Source organism: Streptomyces sp. NPDC059649 (assembly GCF_042734445.1).
In the GTDB taxonomy this organism is placed as follows: Bacteria; Actinomycetota; Actinomycetes; order Streptomycetales; family Streptomycetaceae; genus Streptomyces.
This window is the reverse complement of the sequence record NZ_JBHWDV010000010.1, coordinates 143595-165807: the sequence shown is the minus strand read 5'-3', so window position 1 is coordinate 165807 and position 22213 is coordinate 143595. Positions and strand designations below refer to the sequence as shown.

Annotated in this window: 24 protein-coding genes; 12 read left to right on the top strand and 12 right to left on the bottom strand. The window is 69.9% G+C overall.

Translation table 11 applies throughout. The annotated features are described in order from the left end of the window. On the bottom strand, positions 1-165 hold the full coding sequence (gene rpmG / locus ACFV1J_RS14940) for a 50S ribosomal protein L33 (RefSeq protein WP_052861459.1): 165 nt from the start codon (positions 163-165) through the stop codon (positions 1-3). 75 nt (positions 166-240) lie between these two features. Here rpmG and ACFV1J_RS14935 point away from each other — a divergent pair, with 75 nt between their 5' ends. Together ACFV1J_RS14935 and tatA are read left to right on the top strand one after the other, a co-directional pair. Then, on the top strand, positions 241-537 hold the full coding sequence (locus tag ACFV1J_RS14935) for a hypothetical protein (protein WP_385857893.1): 297 nt from the start codon (positions 241-243) through the stop codon (positions 535-537). 57 nt (positions 538-594) lie between these two features. Continuing rightward, positions 595-804 (top strand): Sec-independent protein translocase subunit TatA, encoded by a 210-nt coding sequence (gene tatA / locus ACFV1J_RS14930; RefSeq protein ID WP_385857891.1) that lies wholly within the window; start codon positions 595-597, stop codon positions 802-804. Positions 805-828: 24 nt separating this feature from the next. On the opposite strand, the gene ACFV1J_RS14925 is transcribed toward tatA, so the two are convergent. The 8 genes from ACFV1J_RS14925 to ACFV1J_RS14890 all read right to left on the bottom strand — a co-directional run bounded on the left by ACFV1J_RS14925 (position 829) and on the right by ACFV1J_RS14890 (position 6502). After that, complete coding sequence (locus ACFV1J_RS14925) at positions 829-1674, bottom strand: nitrilase-related carbon-nitrogen hydrolase (RefSeq protein ID WP_385857889.1); 846 nt, start codon at positions 1672-1674, stop codon at positions 829-831. Positions 1675-2104: 430 nt separating this feature from the next. Next, on the bottom strand, positions 2105-2713 hold the full coding sequence (locus ACFV1J_RS14920; RefSeq protein ID WP_385857887.1) for a chaplin: 609 nt from the start codon (positions 2711-2713) through the stop codon (positions 2105-2107). Between the two features lie 150 nt (positions 2714-2863). After that, entirely contained in the window at positions 2864-3268 is a 405-nt protein-coding gene (locus ACFV1J_RS14915) for a rodlin (protein WP_385857885.1), read from the bottom strand. Between the two features lie 448 nt (positions 3269-3716). Beyond that, positions 3717-4124, bottom strand: a complete 408-nt coding sequence (locus ACFV1J_RS14910) for a rodlin (protein ID WP_385857883.1) — start codon at positions 4122-4124, stop codon at positions 3717-3719. Between the two features lie 313 nt (positions 4125-4437). Then, positions 4438-4911: a hypothetical protein gene (locus tag ACFV1J_RS14905; protein WP_385857881.1), complete on the bottom strand. Its 474-nt coding sequence runs from the start codon at positions 4909-4911 to the stop codon at positions 4438-4440. Positions 4912-5008: 97 nt separating this feature from the next. Beyond that, positions 5009-5242 carry a chaplin gene (locus ACFV1J_RS14900; RefSeq protein WP_385857933.1) on the bottom strand — a complete coding sequence of 78 codons (234 nt, stop codon included), beginning with the start codon at positions 5240-5242 and terminating at the stop codon, positions 5009-5011. Positions 5243-5604: 362 nt separating this feature from the next. Then, entirely contained in the window at positions 5605-6012 is a 408-nt protein-coding gene (locus ACFV1J_RS14895; RefSeq protein WP_385857879.1) for a rodlin, read from the bottom strand. Positions 6013-6256: 244 nt separating this feature from the next. Beyond that, on the bottom strand, positions 6257-6502 hold the full coding sequence (locus tag ACFV1J_RS14890) for a chaplin (RefSeq protein WP_385857877.1): 246 nt from the start codon (positions 6500-6502) through the stop codon (positions 6257-6259). A gap of 279 nt (positions 6503-6781) precedes the next feature. Between ACFV1J_RS14890 and ACFV1J_RS14885 the strand changes: the two genes are divergently transcribed. The 3 genes from ACFV1J_RS14885 (at position 6782) to ACFV1J_RS14875 (ending at position 11172) form a co-directional block, all read left to right on the top strand. Then, positions 6782-7948 carry a winged helix DNA-binding domain-containing protein gene (locus ACFV1J_RS14885; protein ID WP_385857875.1) on the top strand — a complete coding sequence of 389 codons (1167 nt, stop codon included), beginning with the start codon at positions 6782-6784 and terminating at the stop codon, positions 7946-7948. A 213-nt stretch (positions 7949-8161) separates the two neighbouring features. After that, positions 8162-9844: a bifunctional 3'-5' exonuclease/DNA polymerase gene (locus tag ACFV1J_RS14880; RefSeq protein WP_385857873.1), complete on the top strand. Its 1683-nt coding sequence runs from the start codon at positions 8162-8164 to the stop codon at positions 9842-9844. A 203-nt stretch (positions 9845-10047) separates the two neighbouring features. Then, complete coding sequence (locus ACFV1J_RS14875) at positions 10048-11172, top strand: alpha/beta hydrolase (RefSeq protein WP_385857871.1); 1125 nt, start codon at positions 10048-10050, stop codon at positions 11170-11172. A gap of 164 nt (positions 11173-11336) precedes the next feature. Here ACFV1J_RS14875 and ACFV1J_RS14870 read toward each other — a convergent pair whose 3' ends face one another. Then, positions 11337-11933 carry a TetR/AcrR family transcriptional regulator gene (locus ACFV1J_RS14870; protein ID WP_385857868.1) on the bottom strand — a complete coding sequence of 199 codons (597 nt, stop codon included), beginning with the start codon at positions 11931-11933 and terminating at the stop codon, positions 11337-11339. 158 nt (positions 11934-12091) lie between these two features. On the opposite strand from ACFV1J_RS14870, the gene ACFV1J_RS14865 reads away from it, so the two are divergent. Continuing rightward, positions 12092-13072 carry a spheroidene monooxygenase gene (locus tag ACFV1J_RS14865; protein WP_385857866.1) on the top strand — a complete coding sequence of 327 codons (981 nt, stop codon included), beginning with the start codon at positions 12092-12094 and terminating at the stop codon, positions 13070-13072. A 519-nt stretch (positions 13073-13591) separates the two neighbouring features. Next, positions 13592-13984: a RidA family protein gene (locus tag ACFV1J_RS14860; RefSeq protein ID WP_385857864.1), complete on the top strand. Its 393-nt coding sequence runs from the start codon at positions 13592-13594 to the stop codon at positions 13982-13984. 588 nt (positions 13985-14572) lie between these two features. Here ACFV1J_RS14860 and ACFV1J_RS14855 read toward each other — a convergent pair. Continuing rightward, the gene (locus ACFV1J_RS14855; protein WP_385857862.1) at positions 14573-15865 is read right to left on the bottom strand and encodes an acyltransferase family protein; all 1293 of its coding nucleotides are present in this window, start codon (positions 15863-15865) and stop codon (positions 14573-14575) included. A gap of 653 nt (positions 15866-16518) precedes the next feature. Then, the gene (locus tag ACFV1J_RS14850; protein WP_385857860.1) at positions 16519-17403 is read right to left on the bottom strand and encodes a glycerophosphodiester phosphodiesterase; all 885 of its coding nucleotides are present in this window, start codon (positions 17401-17403) and stop codon (positions 16519-16521) included. Positions 17404-17793: 390 nt separating this feature from the next. Here ACFV1J_RS14850 and ACFV1J_RS14845 point away from each other — a divergent pair, with 390 nt between their 5' ends. From ACFV1J_RS14845 to ACFV1J_RS14825, 5 genes are all read left to right on the top strand, one after another. Continuing rightward, a complete protein-coding gene (locus ACFV1J_RS14845) occupies positions 17794-18033 on the top strand; it encodes a hypothetical protein (protein ID WP_385857858.1) in 240 nt (79 codons plus the stop codon). 249 nt (positions 18034-18282) lie between these two features. Further along, complete coding sequence (locus tag ACFV1J_RS14840; protein ID WP_385857856.1) at positions 18283-18960, top strand: response regulator; 678 nt, start codon at positions 18283-18285, stop codon at positions 18958-18960. Between the two features lie 350 nt (positions 18961-19310). Then, a complete protein-coding gene (locus tag ACFV1J_RS14835) occupies positions 19311-20633 on the top strand; it encodes a sensor histidine kinase (protein WP_385857854.1) in 1323 nt (440 codons plus the stop codon). A 174-nt stretch (positions 20634-20807) separates the two neighbouring features. Beyond that, positions 20808-21287 (top strand): hypothetical protein, encoded by a 480-nt coding sequence (locus ACFV1J_RS14830; RefSeq protein ID WP_385857852.1) that lies wholly within the window; start codon positions 20808-20810, stop codon positions 21285-21287. 8 nt (positions 21288-21295) lie between these two features. Beyond that, complete coding sequence (locus ACFV1J_RS14825; RefSeq protein WP_385857850.1) at positions 21296-22210, top strand: ATP-binding cassette domain-containing protein; 915 nt, start codon at positions 21296-21298, stop codon at positions 22208-22210. Positions 22211-22213 lie beyond the last annotated feature (3 nt).

Sequence of the window (22213 nt, the reverse complement as noted above, 5' to 3'; positions counted from 1 at the left end):
TCAGCGCTCCTCTCGGAAGGTGACGTGCCGGCCGGCCACCGGGTCGTACTTGCGCAGTTCCAGGCGGTCGGGGTCGTTACGGCGGTTCTTGCGGGTCACGTAGGTGTATCCGGTGCCGGCGGTGGACCGGAGCTTGACGACCGGGCGTAGTTCGTTGCGGGCCATGACGGCTAGTATACGGAAATGGTTTCCATTTTCAATAGCCGCTGACCTGGGCCTCTACCGCAAGGAGCACTTCCGATGCCTGCGTTCCATCCGACGCCTTCGACGGCCTCGACGACCTCGACGACTTCGTTCCGTTCGATGCCGCAGCAGGGCATGCCACGGCAGGGCAGGGCCGCGGGGAAGGCACGGCGCCGGGCGGCCGTCGCTTGCTACGCGGTGCGCCGGGCCGTCCTCCAGGCCGTCATCCGTAGTTGCCGCACACCGGCGGAGAGGCGTACCGCCGCCCGGGTCCGTACGGCCCGCCGGTGCCCCGCCCAGCCGTCCGGGACCGGCTGCGCCCCCCGGACCGCCCCGCCCGGCGCGGCCGGGTAATACTGGACAGAACGCCCGCCGCCCCCTGGCGACACCCCGACGGAAGCGAGTGCGCCCATGCTCCGTAACGCCTTCGAACCCTGGCACCTGATCCTGATCATCGCGGTCCTGGTGCTGCTCTTCGGCTCGAAGAAGCTGCCCGACATGGCGCGCGGGCTGGGCCGGTCGATGCGGATCCTGAAGTCCGAGGCCAAGGCCCTCAAGGACGACCGGGCCGCCGAGGCGCCCCGTGCAGAGGCCCGTGCGGAGTCCGCTGCCGGCCGCTGATCCCGGCCGGCCGTCCGGCCGTGGTCAGTGGTCGCCGCCCTCGTCGATCAGCCGCCGCACCTCGCGGTCGATCAGGCCCAGCCTGGCCTCGGCGACCAGTGGCACCGCCCGGCGCTGGCGGCGCGCCTCGGCGAGGTCGATCTCGACGGTGACCAGCGCCGGCTCCCACTTCGGGGCCTGCGCCACCACCATGCCGCGCGGGTCCACCACCCGCGAGCCGCCCCAGAACGTCGCACCGTGCTCGTTCCCGACCCGGTTGACGAAGACCACCCAGCACTGCAGCATCTTCGCCGTATAGGACAGCAGGGTGTCCCAGTACAGGCCGGTGTCCATCGCCTCGGGGTCCAGGGTTGCCGCGCTGTTCGTCGGCACGAACAGCACCTCGGCCCCGTCCTGCACCGCCAGCCACGGCAGCACCGGCTGCCACGCGTCGTTGCACACCAGCGTCGCGCCCCGGCCGCCGCTCCGGGACCGCTTCAGCTCGTAGGCGCGCAGTGACTGCCCGGGGCTGACGTGCTTGCGCTCCTCCCAGGCGAGGTAGTTGGGCAGGTAGAGCTTGCGGTGGGCGTGCAGCAGCGCGCCGGACGCGTAGTGGGCCGCGGTGTTGTACGCGCGCAGGCTGGTGTGCTCGTGGAAGCCGACGAGGACGTCGGGGCCCAGGGTGCTCAGCTCCAGCAGCCGCGGGTCGTTCGCCTCGATGGACTCGTCGCGCTTGAGCGCGCCCAAGTGGTAGCCGTGCAGGCTCAGTTCGGGGAAGACGACGAGATCGGCGCCCTGGGCCGCGGCCTGCTCGATCTGCTCATGGGCGGTCTTCAGGTTGTCCGCCACCTCGCCCAGCACGCAATCGGTCTGCGCCAGCGCAATGAGCATGTCCCCACCTCATCGACTCATCACTTTTGCGGCTTTCTCGTCATTTTGCCAGAGGCCGAACCGGCCGGCACCACCCCGTGGAACTCCCGCTTCCGTGCACTTCAAACGCCCGGCGAGGCAGGTCCCACCAATGAGCGAAAGAACGATCCTTCCCGTGCCGGAGCGGATTCTCACGCGTTGATCCGCACGATCCGTCGTGCCACCGGAAGGGCGGCTTCCAGCCGCAGCCCCGCCCGCCGGGAGCGATACGACGGCCCGCGGTCGAACCGTCCGGTGATGCCGACGGCCGGCTCGACCGGGCGGCCCAGGCCGAGCGGCCCGCCGGACCCGCTCGGCCGGCCGCCTCGCACCCCGACACCCCGGTAGCACCTCGCACCGTCGGCGCGACCCGCCCCCTCCCCCACCCCGCGATCCGCGTCCGCCGCGCCGCTCAACGACGTCGCGTACGGGCCCTGCGCAGCAGCAGCGCCCCGCCCAGCAGCAGTCCCCCGCCCGTACCGGCCGCCGTGCCCAGCTCGCCGGTGCCCGTGGAGGCCAGCAGCGCCGAGCCCGCGGACGCCCCGGCCCGCGCCACCGCGCCCATCCGCTGATCCGGTACGGACCGCGGCGCGGACCGGTGCACGGGCTCATGCGCGGGCCGGTGGCCGGCCGGACGTTCCTTCTCGGGCGTCGGCTGCGCCGGCACCGGGGCCGCGTGCCGCGCCGGCGCCTTCTCCGGGCGCCGCACCGGCTCCGCCGCCTTCTCCGGAGCCCCGGGGCGCTGTGCCACCGGGGGAGGCGGTACGGCCGGTGCGGGCGCGGCACCGTTCCCGCAGGAATTGCCCATGGCGGGGTTGAGCGCCGCCGCCCCGTCGACCGAATTGCCACATGCGTTGACCGGGGTGTCCACGCTCACCTGGACGCTGTTGCCGGACAGCACCCCCGGAGAGTCCGCGGCGCTCCCCCCGGCGCCGGCGTCCGCGTACGCCGTCCCGCCGCTCGCGCCGAGCACGCCCGACGCCGCGGCCATGAGCACGCAGGTCCTCAGGCTCTGTCGCATCTCTCATCCCTCGTCTGTGCAGTCGTTGCGTGACGGGCCCGGGGCCCGCGCCCCCCGTGGTGCGCATACGGCCGGGCGGCCGGCAGCGCATACGCGGCGCCGGCCGCCCGGAGACGTAAGCGGTGCAACGGCCGGAGCCGTCGGCCGTCCTCAGTGGTTGCCGACACCGTTCCCGGACAGGATCGGGATGTCGTCGATGATGTGCGACAGCGGCTCGTCGCCCTTCGCCTGGGTCGAGTTCAGGGTGCACTGCTGGTTCTGCGGGTTGGACAGCACGTTGATGTCCTGCACCGCGATCGGCGCCGCGCCGAGGATGCCTTGGATGTCCAGCTTGCCCAGAGCGAGGCAAGGCTTGTTCAGCGAGCCCTGGACGAGCCCGAGCTGGGTGCTCAGCTTTCCGTGCGTGGCGGAGTTGCCGAACGCGGTCTTGGCTCCGTTGCCGTTGACCGTGCTGGTGCCCTTCTGGTCACCGATCGCCATGGCCTGCGGAGCGGCCGCAGCGGAGATACCGACCAGCGACGCCGCCACGGCCGCGCCCGCAATAATCTTCTTCATTCACGCAAACCCTTCAGGAGACGGAACTCCCGGCTCGGGAGCCCTATTGGAACAACCCGCCACGCGGCCGCGAGTTGCGCAGCGTCACCCGAATAGCTGGCCCGGACCTCCGAAAAAGAGGCCACTCACACATCCCCGAAAAGACGATGCGATAAATTCGCCCGAAATTCCACCGCATCGCTCCCACTTTTCACGGCACAGGGCCCGCACCACCGCCGAACGGCTGCACGGGCCCTGTTCTCGTTTCCAGCCGGCATGCCAATGCCCCGGCAACCCCATCAATTTCGCAGGGGCATTGGCATGCTTCCCTCCACACACTCTTCCTAACGACTAGGTGCACCGGATTTCAGTCACGAGCGAATAACAATTCCCCGGCCCGGGGTGGGCAGCAAAAACCCGGGCCGCCCGGAAGAAGGAGGGCCGGGCGGCCCGGGTGCTACCGAGGCGGTCAGTGGTTGTGCACGCCGTTGCCCGAGAGGATCGGGATGTTGTCCAGGATGTGCGACAGCGCCTCGTCACCCTTGGCCTGGGTGGAGTTCTCGGTGCACTGCTGGTTCTGCGGCGACGACAGGACATTGATGTCCTGCACCGCGATCGGGGCTGCCCCCGCGAGGAGCTGGGCCGGCACCTTACCGACAGCGATGCAGGGCTTGTTCAGCGAGCCCTGGATCAAACCGATCTGCGGACTCATGTAGCCGTACGTGGTCGAATTGCCGTAGTACTGCGCCGCGCCGTTACCGTTGACGCTGGACGTGCCGTGCTGGTTACCGATCGCCATCGCCTCGGGGGCGGCGGCTGCGGCAACGCCGACAATCGACGCGGCCGCGGCTGCGGTCGCCAGAGCCTTCTTGATCATTCTTGATCCTTCGTGTTTCGGGATGCCCTTGGGCCGGGCAGTCTGACCAACTCACAAGGGCGAGGTGGGTTGTGCTCATTCACTCAAATGAGCTGGCGCCCTGATCCGTCTTGCCGATCGGATTCACGGCGGGAAAATATCCCGGGCGATGGCGGCGATTTTTCGCACCTTCTCGTACGCGGCACACAGAGCCGGACAGCGGCTTTCTCCCACTCGCCGATATCCCCTCGATTACGGCTGACCCGCGCCGATTCCCGTCGCGGTCGGCGGCGGTCGACGATCAGCAGTTGGCGGTCGGTGCCGTGCGCTCCGGTTACGACTTGAGCGGCAGACCGCCGAGCATCGGAATGCTCTTGGCCGCCCCGGTGACACCACGGATCAGCTGATTCGCGTTGGCCGCCCTGACCTTTTCCCCTGCGGTCTTGACCTTCTTGATCACCGGCCGGACCTGGTGCCCGTCCAGCTTGTTGTGCAGCGAGTTCACCGCATCCGTCATCCCGCCGTTGAGGCTCATCTTCGGAGCTCCGGGCTGGGCGGCGAAGGCGGGCACGACGGCACCGAGCGCCATGACGGAACCGGCCACGACCGCCGCAGACTTTGCGTACTTCACTTTCAACTGTCCCTTCTCCGGCGGTGCTTGACGGGCCCGCGACGCCGACGTCGCGTGAGCATTCACTTCGCTGCTCCGTTCACCGCTTTCCACTTCACTAACGAGTGCTGCCGCCCGGAGAAACTCTGAATTTTCGGCTTCCCGCCAACTGCCACCCGAAAAGTGCGGCGCGCGCATCCCGCGCGGCTGGGCCGAGTGAATGCCGACCGACCCCGATGCGCCGGAACCGCGCACCGGGGTCGGTTCACATGAACATCGCTCGAATTCCTTCGAGTCAGTGGTTCAGGCAGTTGTTGCCGAACGCCGGGTTCAGCAGTGCGACGATGTTAATGGTGTTGCCACACAGATTGATCGGAATGTGGATCGGAACCTGGATGGCGTTGCCGGAGAGGACACCGGGGGAGTTCTTGGTGCCGCCCGCGGCACCCGCGTCGGCGAACGCCGGCGCAGCCGTGCCCACTGCCATGAGCGTGCCGGCAGTGACTGCTGCGACCTTTGCGTACTTCACTTTCAGCCCTTCCTGCAGCGGGTCCGTAGCGAACACGACCCTCGTGTCGCACGGGCGCTGATCTGCTCGCCCGTAACGCCGCTGTCGATACTGGTAACGATTTCTCCTCGTGCGCGAAACTCTTGCCCGGAGGTTTTCGGAGGAATCGCCCGAAGGTTGCAAGACCGTTTCGGAAGATTGCCACCGCACATACAACGCGGAAAAAACACCGGATTTCGAACGAACGAGGTACCCTCCGCATACGAATTCCTACCGAAAGGGGGATCGAGAATTACTGTCCCTACGGTTCGCAAGGGATGCCACAGGGCCGGACCCCCCTGAAAGGGAGAGCCGGCGGTCCGGACCTGCGGCCGTTGGCCGGCTCAGTGGTTGCCGACGCCGTTCCCGGACAGGATCGGGATGTCGTCGATGATGTGCGACAGCGGCTCGTCGCCCTTGGCCTGCGTCGAGTTCTCAGCGCACTGCTGGTTCTGCGGGTTGGACAGCACGTTGATGTCCTGCGCCGCGATCGGCAGCGTACCGAGGACGCCTTGGATGTCCACCTTGCCCACAGCGAGGCAGATGTCGTTCAGCGAGCCCTGGACGAGCTCCAGCTGCGGGCTCATCTTGCCGTGCGTGACGGAGTTGCCGAACGCGGTCTTGGCTCCGTTGCCATTGACCGTCGACGTGCCGTGGTGATTGCCGATCGCCATCGCCTGGGGTGCGACCGTCGCCGAGATGCCGACGACGGACGCGGCTACAGCCGTCGTGGCCAGGACCTTCTTGATCACGATTTACCCTTCTCGAAGCGGAGTGCCCGTATCCGGAGCGTCCTGGTCAACTCGCTTCGGTGGGTGCGGTTTCGCCGATTCACCCGAATGCCGCGGAACCATAAACACATATCACTGCATCTGGGCGGCCTTTTCGGCCGCGGGTGCGTCGTCGACGGCACAAAGGCCGGTACGGCAATGCGTACCGGCCTTTGTGACGGACCGCCCGCGTCAGCGGCCCAAAACCTCAAACTCCGTACAGCGCTCAGCGGTTGAGACAGACGTTGCCGAACGCCGGGTTCAGGAGTCCGAAGACGTTGATGGTGTTGCCGCACACATTGATCGGAATGGAGATCGGAACCTGCACGACGTTACCGGAGAGGACACCGGGGGAGTTGATTGCGCCACCCGCTGCGGCGGCACCATCGGTGGCACTGGCCATACCGGCCGACCCCAGCACAGCGATGCCCGCGGCAGCGGACAGGACGACGGCCTTCGAGACAGACTTCACGGGGGAACCTCTTCACTGAGCAGCATTCAGATTGGTGCGCGCCGCCTGGAGCGACAAGCAGCTCAACGCATCAACTGGGGCAAAAGTAGCGGCCTGAACGGGTGAAAAGGACGTCTCGTACATTTTGGGCGGGAGTGTCCGAGGGGCTGGCCGCGGTGGGGTTGGCGGCCCGGCCTGCCGGAGGTCTCGTCGTCATCCTGGCACGCGTTGCGGCCGTCGGTGCCGGCAACCGGCCGCTGGTCGAGGCGGGTTGTCAGTGGTGTCGTGTCCAATGGCGGTATGAAGGTGACCTCTGCGCAGGTGTTGGCGTGGCGGCTGCGGCAGCAGAGCCTGGTACCGCGGACGACCGCCTCGGTGGAGCAGCTCGTCGGTCAACTGGCCGGCGTGCAGGCGCAGGTTGCCTCCGCGGCCGAACTCGCCCTGGCCATACGGCAGAAGAGCCCTCGCCGTGGTGCTGTCCAGGAGGCGCTCGCGGCCCGTTCCCTGGTCAGGACCTGGGCGATGCGGGGCACGCTGCATCTGCTGCCGGCCGACGGCATGGCAGCGTATCTCGCACTGCTGGGGGCCGCGCGTACGTGGGAGAAGCCGTCCTGGCAGCGGGCGTTCGGGGTGGGCGCGCAGCAGATGGCGGCGCTGGGCGAGGCCGTCGACGAGATCCTTGACGGGCAGGTACTGACCCGGCAGGAGCTCATCGACGCGGTGCTGGCGCGGCCCGGCCTCGAAGGTCTGGGTGAGCAGCTGGCGTCCGGCTGGGGCACCGTGCTCAAACCGCTGGCCTGGACGGGCCGGTTGTGCCAGGGCCCGCCTAAGGGGCAGAACGTCACCTTCACCTCGCCGCGCTCCTGGGTGCCCGGGTGGCGAGGGGTGCCGGAGCCGGACGAGGCCGCACCGGAGGTGATCTCGGTGTACCTGGCGGCTCATGGTCCGGCCACACCGGCCACGTTCGACGCCTGGTTGCTGCGCGGCGCGACCCGTAAGGCCGTGCTGCGCGGATGGTTCGAGTCGCTCGGCGACCGGCTGACGCGGGTCGAGATCGAGGGCGAGGGCGCCAGCGGGAGCGGCAGGACGGGCAGGGCCGGGGGTGGGGGTGGGGGCGCGGCGTATGTGCGGAGTGCGGACGTGGCGGCGCTGGCCCGCGTCAAACCCTCGCAGGAGGTGCGACTGCTGGCCGGTTTCGACCAGTACGTCCTCGGGCCCGGCACGGCCGACACCCGGCTGATAGCGGCCGCGCGGCGTGCGGCGGTCAGTCGCAGCGGGGGCTGGATCTCGCCCGTGGTGGTGCACCAGGGCCGGGTGGCGGGCGTATGGGAGTTCACCGAGGAGACGGTGGAGGTGACGCTGTTCGCGGAGCACGGGGCGGTACCGGTCGCGGGCCTGGAGGCGGAGGCCGCCCACCTCGCCCGCTGCACGGGCCGGGACCGGCGGCTCGTGGTGCGGGTGGGGTAGGCCGGGGTCGGGGGCGTGGGCGTGGGCGTGGCTGTGGTCGTGAGCGGGTCGTGGGCGGGGTCGTGGGCGTGAGCAGGATCGTGGCCGTGGCCGTGAGCATGGGCGGGGGCATGGTCGTGAGCGTGGGCGTGGACGCCGTGGGGCATTGGGTTGCTGTCGGCGGCGAAGGTGCAGGTCAGGGCGATTGTCAGACCCTGGTGCAAGACTCGGGTCATGAGATGGGCGGTGGTGGAGACGGGCGACGGGGGTGCTCGTCTCTGCCCGCTCACTCCGGACGGCCGGGCGGCGGGACCGGTGGTGAGCGAGCCGTCGCTCGCCGAGGCCGTGCGGTCTCGGCCCGAGGTCGAGCGGTGGGTGTGGCGGTCCACCGCCGAGATCTACCGGCGGCTGCTGGCCGCCGGGGTGCGCGTCGAGCGGTGCTACGACGTGGAGGCCGCGGAGGCGCTGCTGATCGGCCACGAGGAGGGCCAGTCGGGGCAGCCGCGTTCGCTGGCCGCGGCATGGGCGCGGCTGCGTTCCCTGCCCGTACCGCCGGACGCTCCCCCGCGTACGGCGGAGACCCAGCCGTCGCTCTTCGACCCGGGCCCGGTGCCGTTGCCGCCCGGTACGGACGAGTTGACGGCGCTGACGGAGGTCTATGCCGCGCAGGTGGCGCGTACGGCGCGGGCCGAGCATCCGGAGCGGATGCGGCTGCTGGTCGCCGCCGAGTCCGCGGGCATGCTGGTCGCCGCGGAGATGGGGCGTACGGGCGTGCCGTGGCGTGCGGACGTGCATCGTGCGCTGCTCGACGCACTGCTGGGCGAGCGATTTCCGGGCGGGCTGGAGCCCCGGCGGATGGCGGAGCTCGCGGACGAGGTCTCCCGGGCGTTCGGGCCCGGCGCGCGGGTGCGTCCCGATCTGCCGAACGACATCATCAAGGCGTTCGGTCGGGCCGGGATCTCCTTGACCTCGACCCGTAAGTGGGAGCTGCAGCAGGTCGATCATCCCGCGGTGCCGCCGCTGCTGGAGTACAAGAAGCTCTACCGTCTGCACACCGCCCATGGGTGGTCGTGGCTGCAGCAGTGGGTGCACGACGGACGGTTCCGTCCCGAGTATCTGCCCGGTGGCACGGTCTCCGGCCGCTGGACGACCAACGGCGGGGGCGCGCTGCAGATCCCGAAAGTGATCCGTCGGGCGGTGCTCGCCGATCCGGGGTGGTGTTTGGTGGTCGCCGACGCGGACCAGATGGAGCCGCGGGTGCTGGCCGCCGTCTCCCGCGACCGGGGCCTGATGGAGGTGGCCGGCAGCGGCGAGGACCTCTATGCGGACCTGGCCGCCCGGGCGTTCGGCGGCGACCGGGACCGGGCCAAGCTCGGGCTCCTGGGGGCGATTTACGGCCAGACGTCGGGCGACGCCCTCAAGCACATGGCCGATCTGCGCCGCCGTTATCCGGCGGCGGTGGCGTACGTGGACGAGGCGGCCCGCGCGGGCGAGGAGGGGCGCCTGGTGCGCACATGGCTGGGCCGCACCTGCCCGCCCGCCTCCATGGCGCCGCCCGACGAGGCGGGTCTGCCCCAGGAGGAGGAGCCGTCCACCGGGTACGGCGGCAGTTCGGCGGCCGCCCGCGCCCGCGGCCGGTTCACCCGTAACTTCGTCGTGCAGGGCAGCGCCGCCGACTGGGCGTTGCTGCTGCTGGCCGCGTTGCGCCGGGCGCTGTGGGCGGGCGGTTTCCGCGCCGAGCTGGTGTTCTTCCAGCACGACGAGGTGATCGTGCACTGCCCGGCACAGGAGGCGGCCGCAGTGTCCGAGGCCATCACGGCGGCGGCCACGACGGCGGGCCGGACGGCGTTCGGCGAGACCCCCGTCCGTTTTCCCTTCACGACGGCGGTGGTGGAGTGTTACGCGGACGCGAAGTGAGGTGCGGTGAGGGCGTGGTTCCTCTTCTCTGAGGTGAGGGCGTGGTTCCTCTTCTCTGTTCTCGTTGTCGGCTCTCGTTTCCTGCTCTCGTTTCCTGCTCTCGCTCTCTGTTCTCGTTCTCTGTTCTCGCCTCTTCGGCTTCGTCATGTCGCCGCATCCGCATATCGCCGCATCCGCACACCGAGGCTGATAGGAGAACGCATATGACTGAGAAGAAGCTGCATTTGACTGTCCTGCCGGGGTTGGCCGTCCACCCCGAACTGGTCCCGTATCTGGGGATGTTGCGACCGTTCTCCGATCCGTACGAGGACATCGAGGCCACCCGGGAGAGCTTCCGCGAGCTGCTGGCGCTGCGTCCGGCCGATCGGACCGGGGTGAGCAGCAAGCGGTACGGCCTCACGCGGCCGGACGGCAGCACCCTCACGGTCGAGGTCTATCGGCCGGAGCGTGCGGAGGCCGGGGCGGGCAGGGAGACCGGGGCGGGCCGAGAGGCTGGGGCGGGCCGGGAGCCTGAGGAGGGGCTGGAGCCTGGGGAGGGGCTCCTGCCTGCCGTTATGCATTTCCATGGTGGTGGGTACGCCATCGGCCGCTCATTGCCCGGTCAGGACCGGTCGGCGATCGCGCTCTGCCGTGAACTGCCCGCCGTTGTCGTCACCGTTGAATACCGCCTCGCTCCGGAACACCGCTACCCCGCCGGCGTGGAGGACTGCTATCTCGCCCTGGAGTGGACGGCCAAGCAGGCGAGCGATCTGGGGGTCGACCCGGCCCGGATCGCCGTCACCGGGAATTCGGCGGGTGGTGGGCTGAGCGCGGCCGTTGCCCTGATGGCCCGCGACCGCGGCGGCCCGCCACTGGTCTATCAGTCGCTGTGCGTACCGGACGTGGACGACCGCGTCGCCGAGCAGCCCATTCCGGCCCTCCCGGAGGAGGCGGGTGTCCCCGCCGGAGCCGGGGCCGCTGCCCCGCCGAATCCCTGGGTGAACAGCCTTCGGACGGTGCGCCTGGCCTGGCAGCACTACCTCCCCGAGGGAACGACGGTGCCGGATGCCTACGCCTCGCCGGCCCGCGCCACCGATCTCTCCGGCCTGCCGCCCGCGTACGTCCTGGTCTGCGATCTCGATCCGCTGCGGGACACCGGCCTGGCGTACGCCCGGCGCCTGATGGACGCGGGCGTGCCGGTGACGGTTCACAACGTCCCCGGCGCATGGCACGGCTTCGAGCTGCACGCCCCGGACACCCGCCTCGCGAGGGAGATGAAGGCGCACTGGAAGGGCCAGTTGCGGTCGGCGCTGTATCCGGAGCTGGCGGAAGGGACGGAGGTGGCCTGAGCGGGGTGCGGGGCGCCGGTCGCGGGGTGGGGGCTGGGGGGCGCGGGCTGCGGGGTGGGGGTTGGCGGTCGTGGGCTGGGGGCTGCGGGCTGTGGAGAGCGGCCCGCTTCCTGCTCGCCTGCCCGGGGCTGAGCCGCCTCCCCTGCCCCGTCCCCGCCCCGCGACTACCCCACGGTGGAAATCAGGCCACGGGTGATCCGGGTCATCGCCGAAACCAGTAGTTCACGGGGCTGGTCGGGCCGGTCCAGCCACCACAGGGCGAGTCCGTAGAGCGAACTGCGGATCGCCTCGGCCAGCGGCTCAAGTTCGCCCTCGGGCAGACCGGGGGCGAACTCCCGGAGCAGCGCCATGTCCGTCTCCCGCTGTCTGCGCTGCACTTCACGGTGGAAGTCCTGCACCTCCGCGTCCCCGGTGGTGTCACGGAACATCATCCGCCAGATGTACGGATGGCTCTGCACATATCCGAACCAGGCGTCGTACATCGCCCTCATACGACTGTCCAGGTCCCCCTCCCCGTGCAGGAGTTGGTGGATCGGGGCGGCCGCCAGCTCATCGCGGTGCCGCTCCAGAAGGGCCAGGTGCAGCTCCTGCTTCGAGTCGAAGTGGCGATAGAGCATCGGTTTGCTCAGGCCGGCCTCGGCGGCGATCTCCCCGATGGTCGTGCCCGCGTAGCCCCGCTCGGCGAACAGCCGGGCGGCGGTTTCCTCGATGCGCGTCCTGGCCTCGGCACGCGCCGCGCGCCCCCGATCGATCTCCCTCATACGGTTCCCCGCCACCCCTCCGGTTGGCTGATTTCGACTGCTCGATTCCTCTCGCAATCTTCGCTGTGATGAAGGATACTAGATCGTGTACCACTCAGTACACGCATCAGTAACTTACGGGCCGGCTCACCGTGAGACGCCCGGATACGGGGTTCGCTGTGATCATTTCCTTGCATGTCGCCGACGTCGGGGCGCGCGCCGTAGCCACCCTCCTCCGCGAGCGTCTGCATCCGCGCGACGTTCCGGGGCTGCGCTCCGCCCAGACGACTCTCACAGGGGCCATCGCGGCCGGCCCACCCAGACTGCACCCCGGCCGGGTCGCACTGCTCGCTTCCTGGGAGGACGACGCCGCGCTCGACGGCTTCCTGGAGAGGAACGCGCTGGCGGAACGGCTGGCAGGCGGCTGGCACGTACGACTACGCCCGATCCGCATGTCCGGCTCGTGGAGCGCCATGCCGGTGGAGATCGATGCCGACACAGCGGCGACTGACGACGACGCCTTGGAGCACAGCGACCAGGAATGCGGCGAGCGGGAAGGCGGTAAGGGGGACGGCGGCAAGCGGGAAGGCGGCAAGCGGGCATACGACGATCAGGTACATCGCGAGCAGGGAGCGGCGTCCGGGCCGAGCCGCGGGCAGGAGCGCGGCGAGCGGCAGATCGGCATGGCGGCCAACCCGGCCGCCAGCGCGGCCACCACGCCAGTCACCCTTCCACTCGCCCCTCCAGACGCCACTCCAGTTGCCGTTCTCACGCTCGGGCAACTCCGCCTGCGTCGCGCCCTGCCCTTCCTCCGCGCCAACTCCCGGGCCGCGGGGCGAGCGGCAGCCGATCCCGCACTGCTCGCGTCCCTCGCCCTGGCCAGACCGCCCCGCTTCGTCAGCACGTTCTCCATATGGCAGAGCGTGGACGCCATGCGCCGTTACGCATACGGCTCCGCCCAGCCCGATCACAAGGCCGCGATCCAGGCACACCAGACAGCACCGTTCCACCACGAGGCCGGATTCATACGCTGCCTCCCCTATGCCGCCCAAGGCACTTTGGACGGCCGGGACCCACTGGCGACAACTGGTACGCCGACGGCTGGTACCGCAACGGCTGGTACTGCAACTGCCGCTGCTGCCAACACCAGACATAGATAGACGCGCTGGCCAAGCGTGCTCTGAGGGCCGCGGCGGAGGAGGGCAGCGGGCTGGTTGGTGATCCACTGCACGTTCGGACGTCGGGCGCGCTATGAAGCCACCTCGCTGGCCGACACCGATCTGCCCGCCCCCGTGGGCAGCTTCCCGTGAGGGTCAGGACGGGCTTCAATCCCTGGAGCGCGAGTGCGAGTACGACCGCAACTGCGAGTGCGACGGCAACTGCGACCGCAACTGCCAGTGCGAGTGCGAGCGCGACTGCGAGTGCAGACTGCGGTACGAGTTGGCGGCGGAAGGGAGCTGGCGAGGATGAGTGCGGAGACTGAGATGAGCGGTGATCCCGAGCAGGGAACGAACGGCGCTGGTGATGCCCCTGGCTCGCCCGTTGCACGTAACTCGGCGGCCGATGCTTCAGGTTTGGCGGCCGGGGGTCCACGTAATGCGGCGGCCGGGGATGCATGGGTGGCGGCGGCAGATGCAGGTAGTTCAGAGGGTGAGCGGGGGGACCTGGGCGGCGGGGAGATGGAGCGGATCAATCCGCCGCACCTTGCCCCGCCCACCGGGTTCAGCCACGCCGTCCGGGCCGCGCCGGGAACGCTGGTCTTTCTCGCCGGTCAGACCGCACTGGACCGTACGGGCCGGATCGTGGGGAACGGCATCGTCGAGCAGTTCGAGCGTGCGCTGACGAACCTCCTGGACGTCGCAACCGCTTCCGGGGCCGCCCCGTCGGACCTCGCCAAGCTCACCGTCTTCGCCGTCGATGTCGCGGACTACCGCCGGCACGCTCGGGAGATCGGCCGGGTGTGGAAGCGTCTGGTCGGCAGCGATTACCCGGCGATGGCCGTGATCGGCGCGACCCGTCTCTGGGACGAGGAGGCGCTGGTGGAGATCGAAGGGATCGCCGTGGTGCGGTAGCTGACGGCCGACGGGGGGAGGTGGGGGTCGCTGGTAGCTGGTAGGCGGTGGCTCGTAGCCGGTGGAGGTCGCCCCGTGGCCGGTGAGGGGCCTCTAGCTAATACGTGGCGGCTCGTAGCCGGTTGGGGGTGCCTCGTAGCTGGTGCGTGGGGGCTCGTAGCTGGTGGGGGCGGGCTGTGGGTGGTACGGCGGCTCGTAGCTGGTGCGGGCCTCGTAGCTGGTGCTTGGTGGCTCTAGCTGGCCTCCGGTAGTCGGTGGCTTGCGGCTGATAGGTGGTGGCTTGTTGTTGGTGGGGGCGGTGCGGGGGGGGGGAGGGGCGGGGAGGGAAGGAGCGGTCGACCGGGGCTGCCCGCCTACCCGTCTGCCCGCCGCGCCTGGACAACGCCCCGTACAACGCCCGGCCCCCTACGCGCCCGGCAGCCATACGCGCCAGGGGCGCCCGCTCGCCGGTTTCCCGGCGGCGCAGGCGCCCCTGGTGCTGATGTTGTCCTCGCCGCTGATCGCCGCTGATCGCCTCTGCTTGGCGCCAATTGCCGCTGACTGCGGCCGATTGCTGGCGCTTGTCGCTGATTTTCCCTTCGGCGGGCGTCAGGTGCGTCCGCGGGCCATGTCCACCGGGTCCTTCTTGAAGGCCCAGGTCATCTTGGGCTCCATGGCCCAGCGGAACATGCGCTGGACCGGTGGGGTGCAGAGCAGCGTGACGACGGTGCCGGCGGCGAGGGTGAGCAGCACCGCGCCCCACGGGGTGTGGACCCAGTGCACGTCGTACCAGTTCCAGAAGCGCGATCCCTTGGCCAGGAAACCGTGGAGCAGATAGCCGTACAGGGTGCCCGCGCCCAGCACCGTGCACCACATCGTGCGGCCCGGTACCCAGGCGAAGAAGCACGCCACCAGTACCAGCGAGCAGCCGAACATCGCCAGCGTCATCACCGCACCGCTCCACCACGGTGCGGCCAGTTCCTGCGCCGCGTCCCGGTGGTAGAACCAGGCGGCGTTCATGCGCGGCGCCGCCCAGTACGCGAAGACCAGCGCGCCCGCAAAGACGGGGACGGCCGCGATGCGGGCCTTCTTGCGGCGGACCAGTTTGAAGTGTTCGGGCCGCAGCGACAGTCCGATCACGAAGAACGGAAGGAACTGCAGCACCCGCTGGAGGTCCAGATCATCGCCGATGTCCGGGGAGATGGACGCGAGGACGGCGATGGTGAGCGCCAGCGGTACGGGCCAGCGCACGATCTTCCACAGCGGGGTGGTCAGCCGCCAGATGAACAGGGCCAGCAGGAACCAGGTCAGATACCACGGGTCCGTAAGGCTTATCGGGTAATGCGGGTCGTCATCCGCCCACCTCTTGAAGAAGGTATAGGCGACTTCGAAGAGGATGTACGGCACCGCGACGCCGGTAATCAGCCGCTGCAAACGGTCCTTGCGCATATCGAAACTGCGCGAGAAATAGCCGGAGATGATGATGAAGGCCGGCATATGGAACGCGTAGACGGTGATATACAGCGCCGCCGCGGACCGGCTGCCGTCGCGGAGCGGCTCCCATGAGTGCCCCATCGCGACGAGCACGATGGCCAGGTACTTGGCGTTGTCGAAGAACGCATCGCGTGGCTTCGCCTTGGCGCCGCCGGCAGCATCGGCCCCGGCACCGGCCTTGGTGTCGACGGTGCCGTCGTTCGTGGCGCGGCCCCGTCCTCGTCCCCTGGTACGGCCGCGGGCGTGGCCCCGGGGCTTGGTGTGCGAGGCCGCGCCGGGGGCCCGGCCGCCGGCCGGAGCTGCTGCCGCGACACGTTCCCCCTGTTCCGCCACGGACCGGTCGCTCAGGGCCCGTTCGGCCACAGAGCGCTCGGCCGTGGCCCGTTCGCCCATGGAGCGTTCGGACACGGACGAGTCCGTGGCGGCCGGCGCCATCGTCGTCGCGGCCGTCGCCGTAGTTGCCGTCGCGGCCGTGGCTGCTGCCGGGGTCGCGTAGGAGGGCGCATACGAGGACGCGGACGAGGACGAGGAGTACGACGGGGAATACGAGGAGGAGCGCGAAGCGGAGTACGAGGCACCGGAACCGGGACCGGAACCAGTACTGGAACCGTCGTGGGTGCCGTTCGGTGTCTGCCGCGGCGGGGGGAGCGGAACCCGCCGTTGGTCGTAAACCGGAAAATCGTTGTTCAAGAAGCCTCCCGGAAGGAGCCCACGGGAGGAGCCGGACGCTGGCCCGCACCGGGCCGCAAATCGGAACCCAAAAGCCAAATCCTGCGTCTTAGTTCTTTTACGGGAAGGGTGGCGGCGTCGAACATCTCAGGCACCTTAGCCCTGCCGCGGGAATCACGTAAATCCCCGCCTGCCGCGGCCACCCGGCAACCATCCGCCCTCCACAGCGCCTTCACGCACCGTCAGGTGTCGGGGACCCTGGAGTCCGAGACCGTGGAGTCGGAGACCCTGGAGTCCGAGACCGTGGGGTCGGAGACCATGGGGTCGGAGATCGTCAGTGGCACGAGACCGTCAGGGGTAGGAGCCGGCCGGCGCCATCGCTGACGCTACCGCTATTCAATAACACCTTCGATTCCCCGGGCACGTACCGACCGCGCGTTCGTGTTCTTCGCCACGTCCCAGGCGTACACCTGCAAGGGGCGCCCGTGCGGGCCGCGCAGCCGGTGGACCGCCGCCAGCCATCGCGAACTCAGCGCGGACATACGGGGGTTGATCTGATCGGCGAAGCGGGCGTAGGCCGCCAGTTTGCGCATATCGGGCGCCCCCAGGATGCCCGTACGCACCTGTGGCACCAGTTGGTGCACGGTCTTCACAGTGGCCACGTTGAAGCTCTGCACCACGAGTCGGCTCCGTACATGGTCGCGATCCAGCCACCCGTGGGACCGCAGTTCCCGGACGACCTGGGCCTCGATTCCGGGATAGTCCCTAGGGGACTTGATCTCCAGCAAAAGGCGCTGCCCATTACGGTCAAGACGCCGCAGATAGCTGGCGAGCGTCGGCACCCGCTCCCCCGCGAACCGCTTGCCGAACCAGCTCCCGGCGTCCAGCCGCGCGATCTCGGCGGCCGTGAAGTCCCCCACCCGCCAGGGCGCCCGTCCGGGAAACACCTTCGCGGCGTCGGTGGTCCGCTTGAGCGTGGTGTCGTGTATCACCACCAGCCGGCCGTCCTTGGTGCGCTGCACATCGTTCTCCACCCATATGAGGCCGCGACGATGGGCCGCGTCCACGGCGGCCAGCGTGTTCTCCGGCGCGTAACGGGAGGCGCCGCGGTGGGCGATGACCATGGCGGCGGGAGTGCCGGGCCCGGCCCGCGCCCCACTGCTCACGGCGACGTCCGCGTACTCCTCCGGCCCGGACGCCATGGCCGACGACGACATCGCCGCCGTCAGCAGGTACGCGACTCCGGCGGCCGGGATCCGCAACGATCTCCGAAGCATGCGGCAGCCTCCAGGTCGGTCGGCTCAGGCCGGCGGCGGCCCGCGCAGACCGGCATCGGCCCGCGCAGACCGGCATCGGCCCGCGCAGACCGGCATCGTTCCGCGCAGGCCGGCGTCGGCCCGATTACGTGGCGGCGTCGGCCCGCATCACGTGGGCGGCGTCGGCCGGCGTCACGTGGGTCGCGTCCGCTCATGTCGGCGGGGCCGTTCATGCTGGCGGGGCCGTTCACGCCGGGTGGGTGGGTCTTTCTTTTCAACGTGCCTGCGGTCCGGCGGGCCGGCCACACGAACGGCCCGGCGACGGCCGTGTGCGGCCGGTCGCGCCGCAGCCCCGCCTCGGGGACTTTCCGCAGGTCAGCGCAGCGCGGGGAGGCGTGAATGAGGTGAGCGGTGAGGCCATGGAACGGCCTGCGGGCTCACGTCCATTGCGGTGACGGCAGCCGTATCCGTGTGGCCGCGCCCGGTCACCTCGCTGAGTGCCGGGTCCTGCGGCGTGCCGAGGGTGCGGGCGGTACGGCGCTGAATTTCGACCCCGAGGGACTACGGGTGGCCGATCTCGGCGGTCAGGTTGTCGGCGCCGCCTTCCGGGGCGTGATGCACAGCGGCCTCAAGAACGCGTCACACAACTGACGCCCCAGGGGCCACCCCGTCGTGGTCGCCACGGCCATAGCGGCCGCCGTAGGGCTGCCCGCCGCAGCCACCAAGCCCACCTCAGGGCCAAGGCGCCCAGCGGACCACCCAGGAACCTCCGCACCGGGAACCCTCCGTACCCCGGAAGCCTCCGTACCCCGGAACACTCCGCACCCCGGAACCCTCCTCAGCACCCCAGCCCGCCGATTCAGCCCCGTCCGCTCTCCCCAACGGGCAGAATTCCTGCCCGTGACCATTCGTTTGCTGATCGCCGACGACCAGGAGATGGTCCGCCGGGGAATACGCCGCATCGTGGAGAGCCAGCCCGACATGGAAGTGGTCGGGGAAGCGGCTCACGGAGTAGCCGCCGTCGAGTTGGGCCGAAGCCTCACGCCGGATGTGGCGTTGGTGGATATCCGTATGCCACGCCTCGACGGCCTGGAAGTGACCCGCCGGCTGGCCGATCCCTCCTCGGCGCACCCGGTACGCGTCGTGGTCGTCACCACCTTCGATCTCGACGAATATGTCTATCCCGCGCTGCGTTTCGGCGCCTCGGGCTTTCTGCTCAAACGGTCCGGGCCGGCCATGCTGATCGAGGCGGTGCGGGCGGCGATGGCCGGAGACAGCCTGATCAGCCCGTCGATCACCGTACGGCTGTTGCAGCACGTCACGGGAAACGCGTCGGGCCGTCGCACCCGGCACCGGGATTCCGTGCTGACCGAGCGGGAGCGGGAAATCGCCGGGAAGGTCGCCGAGGGAAAGACCAATGCCGATATCGCCGGCGAGTTGTTCATCTCCGCCGGCACGGTCAAGACCCATATCGCCAGCATTCAGCGGAAGTTGCAGGTTCGCAATCGGGTGGGAATCGCCGTACGGGCCTGGGAACTGGGTTACGCCACCGGCCGCACTCCAGGCCCGTCGCAATGACCCCGTCCATGGACCCGCCCATGCCCCCGTCCATGCCCCCGCCCATGCCCCCGTCCACGACTCCGCCGACGACTCCGCCCCGGCACCCCCGGGACGCAGCGGGAGGTCCACAGAGAGCACCCCATCAAGGGCGGCCCCAGCCAGACCGACGGAATGGCCGCTTCCGCCGAGCATGGGCGACCACCGCCGCGGCACTGCTGCTCGCCCCGGCCCTCCTCTGCCCACCCAGCGCCGCCCCGCTCGCCCTCCTGGCCGCACTGACCACCGTCGTCTCGCTGCTCTCCTGGCCGCTGCTTTCCCGGCCGCTGTGCTCCCGGCCGCAGCCGCCCCGGTCGCTGTTGTCTCGGCCGATGCTGTCCTGGTCGCTGCTCTCCCGGCCGATACGCCGGCTCGGCCTCGCCCATGTGGCGGCCGGCGCCGCACTGCTCTCCCTCGCCACCGACGTCGCGTACTTCGGGCCGCCCGGTCTCGTCGTCCTCTGGCTCCCCTTCGAGACGGTGGCGCTGCTCGTCCTCCTGGCGCGGGCGGTACGCCAGGTGCCCGGCTCCCGCGTGGGCCTGGTCGGCACCCTGACCGGCGCGGCGGCGGTGCTGCTGCCCCTGCGCTTCACCTTGCACGCGCCGCACACCGGGCTCAAGGAATCGATCTTCGTCGCCGCCCTGGCCTTCTTCCCGGCAGCCTGCGCGACCGGCGTCGGCCTCTACCTGCGGTCGCTGGACACCCGCCGGGCGCACGCGGTGGCGCTGGCCCGCCGCGAACAACGCCTCCAAGTCGCCCGCGACCTCCATGATTTCGTCGCCCACGAGGTGACCGGCATCGTCCTGGAAGTACAGGCGGCCCAATTCACCGCCGAGCCCCCGACATCGGCCCCCACCGACGAGCCCAACCAGACCAACGCACCACAACAGCAGCAGGAACAACACCGCGCACTGCTCGAACGCATCGAGCAGGCCGGGCTGCGGGCCCTGGAATCCATGGACCGTACGGTGGCGGCGCTACGCACCACGGAAGACCGCGAGGGGAACAAGGGGCGCGAGGGGAACAAGGGGAACAAGGGCAACGGCGATAACTACGACAACGACAGCAACGGCAGTAACGACGGCATCCACCACAGCGAACCTCCCCCCACCCGCCTCCACGGCCTGGCCGACCTGCCGGAACTCGTCGCCCGCTTCTCGTCCATGACACCCGCCGAGGTCACCCTCGACCTCACCAACACCAACACCAACGCCCACACCGACACCGCCACCGGCACCGACACCCACACCGACACCGGCACCCACACCGCCACCGGCACCGGCACCGGCACCGGCACCGGCACCGACAGCCTCACCCAAGAGGCCGAAGACACCGCGTACCGAGTGGTGCTGGAGGCGCTGACCAACGTACGACGCCATGCGCCGCGGGCCGACCGGGTCGAGGTGTCCATCAGCCGGACGGCCGACCGCTCCCTGGAGATCTCGGTCACCAACACCGCAGGTCGGACCACGTCCCTAGGTCGGGCCACATCCCTCCCCGGCACCCGCCAGGGCGGCGGCACCGGCCTCGCCGGCCTCGCCGAACGCGTCAGCGCCCTCGGCGGCACGCTCGAAGCCGGCCCGTACGGAAACGGAAAGGACGCGAAGGGCTGGCACGTGCGCTGCCTCATGCCGACGGCATCGCCCTCCCACTGAGGAGTTCGCCCTCCCCCGCCGCCCCCATATCTCCCAGTCCCTCCCTCATATCTCCCTCCGCGATATCTGCCGATCGGCAGATGTGCCTGCCGCCGCCCCCCGGGATCCTCTCCTCGGAGCTACCGCTCCCGCCCCCGCTCCCCTGCCGAACGAGCACCCACCCCGGAGGTCCCGATGCCCTCAGACACACCCCTCACAGCCGTCACAACCCGTGCCCGTGCCCGTGGCCGTGCCCTCACCGCCCCCCTCACCGCCATCCTCACCACCACCCTCGCCGCCGCCCTCGGCCTCACCGGCTGTTCCCTGGACGCCAAGACCGCGAAACCCGAATCGAAGCGCTTCGCGTACGCCGGCAGGTCCCTGAAGCTGCTGACCCACGAGGTCGCGACCAAACTGGTGGCGACGGACCGCAAGGACATCAAGGTCACCCGCTGGTTCGACACCGCCGCGGGCACCGTGCACCTGAAGTGGACGCTCAAGGGCGACACCCTCGACATCGAGGCCGGTTGCAGCGGACTCGCCCTCTGCGACGCCAGGTTCATGGTCGAGGTCCCCAAGGGCATCTCGGTCACCAAGAACGGCCACCGCGTCCTCCGGGCCCACCCGGCCGCCAGCCCGAGCAGCACCGCCCCGGCCGCCCACAAGAAGCGCTGACCGCCCCCATGCTCGACCTCCTCCACCTCACCAAGCACTACCGTCGCGGCGGCAAGCCGGTCCTGGACGACCTGACGTTGCGTCTGCGCCCCGGCCTGCTCGGCCTCCTGGGCCCCAACGGTGCCGGCAAATCGTCCCTGATGCGGATCGCCGCCACGGTCACCCGGCCCACCAGCGGGAAAGTCCTCTTCCACGGCGCCGACGCGGTGGCCGCGCCCGACGCCCTGCGCCGCGCGCTCGGTTACCTCCCGCAGGACTTCGGCGTCTACCCGAACCTCACGTCCCGGGAGTTCCTCCGCTATCTCGCCGCCGCCAAAGGCATTTCCGCCAGGGCCGCCAAGCCCCGGATCGAGGAACTCCTGGAACTCGTCAACCTCACCGAGGCGGTCCGGCGCCCGCTGGGCGCGTACTCCGGCGGCATGCTGCGCCGGATCGGCATCGCGCAGGTGCTGCTCGCCGACCCCCAAGTGATCATCGTGGACGAACCGACCGCGGGGCTCGACCCCGAGGAGCGGGTCCGGTTCCGCAATCTGCTGAGCGATCTGGCCGTGGACCGGGCGGTGCTGCTCTCCACCCACATCGTCTCCGACGTCGAATCGGTCGCCTCCGACATCGCGGTCCTCGCCGGTGGCCGGCTCCAATGCCGCGCCACGCCCGAGGAGTTGCTGCGTTCGGTCGCCGGCCAGGTATGGGAGGTCCTGGTCGACCCCGCCACCGTGCCCGCGGTACGCGAGCGCTACACCGTCAGCCGGATGGTCCGCACGACCGAGGGCGTCCGGATCCGTCTGCTGTCGCCCGAGCTGCCGTACGAGGGCGCCGTACCGCTGGCGCCCGAACTGGAGGACGCCTACCTGTCCCTGCTCGGCCGCCCCGCACTCCGGCCCCGGCCGCCCCAGAGTCCGGCCCCCACCCACCGAGGCTGACCC

What these genes read in the sequence shown, in the direction of transcription:
- ACFV1J_RS14875 (WP_385857871.1), top strand. Translation starts at nt 10,048, where the DNA reads ATGACTGAGAAGAAGCTGCATTTGACTGTCCTGCCGGGGTTGGCCGTC.
- ACFV1J_RS14870 (WP_385857868.1), bottom strand. Translation starts at nt 11,933, where the DNA reads ATGAGGGAGATCGATCGGGGGCGCGCGGCGCGTGCCGAGGCCAGGACG.
- ACFV1J_RS14860 (WP_385857864.1), top strand. Translation starts at nt 13,592, where the DNA reads ATGGAGCGGATCAATCCGCCGCACCTTGCCCCGCCCACCGGGTTCAGC.
- ACFV1J_RS14880 (WP_385857873.1), top strand. Translation starts at nt 8,162, where the DNA reads ATGAGATGGGCGGTGGTGGAGACGGGCGACGGGGGTGCTCGTCTCTGC.
- ACFV1J_RS14935 (WP_385857893.1), top strand. Translation starts at nt 241, where the DNA reads ATGCCTGCGTTCCATCCGACGCCTTCGACGGCCTCGACGACCTCGACG.
- ACFV1J_RS14830 (WP_385857852.1), top strand. Translation starts at nt 20,808, where the DNA reads ATGCCCTCAGACACACCCCTCACAGCCGTCACAACCCGTGCCCGTGCC.
- ACFV1J_RS14925 (WP_385857889.1), bottom strand. Translation starts at nt 1,674, where the DNA reads ATGCTCATTGCGCTGGCGCAGACCGATTGCGTGCTGGGCGAGGTGGCG.
- ACFV1J_RS14905 (WP_385857881.1), bottom strand. Translation starts at nt 4,911, where the DNA reads ATGCGCGCGCCGCACTTTTCGGGTGGCAGTTGGCGGGAAGCCGAAAAT.
- ACFV1J_RS14920 (WP_385857887.1), bottom strand. Translation starts at nt 2,713, where the DNA reads ATGCGACAGAGCCTGAGGACCTGCGTGCTCATGGCCGCGGCGTCGGGC.
- rpmG (WP_052861459.1), bottom strand. Translation starts at nt 165, where the DNA reads ATGGCCCGCAACGAACTACGCCCGGTCGTCAAGCTCCGGTCCACCGCC.
- ACFV1J_RS14910 (WP_385857883.1), bottom strand. Translation starts at nt 4,124, where the DNA reads ATGATCAAGAAGGCTCTGGCGACCGCAGCCGCGGCCGCGTCGATTGTC.
- ACFV1J_RS14850 (WP_385857860.1), bottom strand. Translation starts at nt 17,403, where the DNA reads ATGCTTCGGAGATCGTTGCGGATCCCGGCCGCCGGAGTCGCGTACCTG.
- ACFV1J_RS14885 (WP_385857875.1), top strand. Translation starts at nt 6,782, where the DNA reads ATGAAGGTGACCTCTGCGCAGGTGTTGGCGTGGCGGCTGCGGCAGCAG.
- tatA (WP_385857891.1), top strand. Translation starts at nt 595, where the DNA reads ATGCTCCGTAACGCCTTCGAACCCTGGCACCTGATCCTGATCATCGCG.
- ACFV1J_RS14915 (WP_385857885.1), bottom strand. Translation starts at nt 3,268, where the DNA reads ATGAAGAAGATTATTGCGGGCGCGGCCGTGGCGGCGTCGCTGGTCGGT.
- ACFV1J_RS14835 (WP_385857854.1), top strand. Translation starts at nt 19,311, where the DNA reads ATGCTGTCCTGGTCGCTGCTCTCCCGGCCGATACGCCGGCTCGGCCTC.
- ACFV1J_RS14825 (WP_385857850.1), top strand. Translation starts at nt 21,296, where the DNA reads ATGCTCGACCTCCTCCACCTCACCAAGCACTACCGTCGCGGCGGCAAG.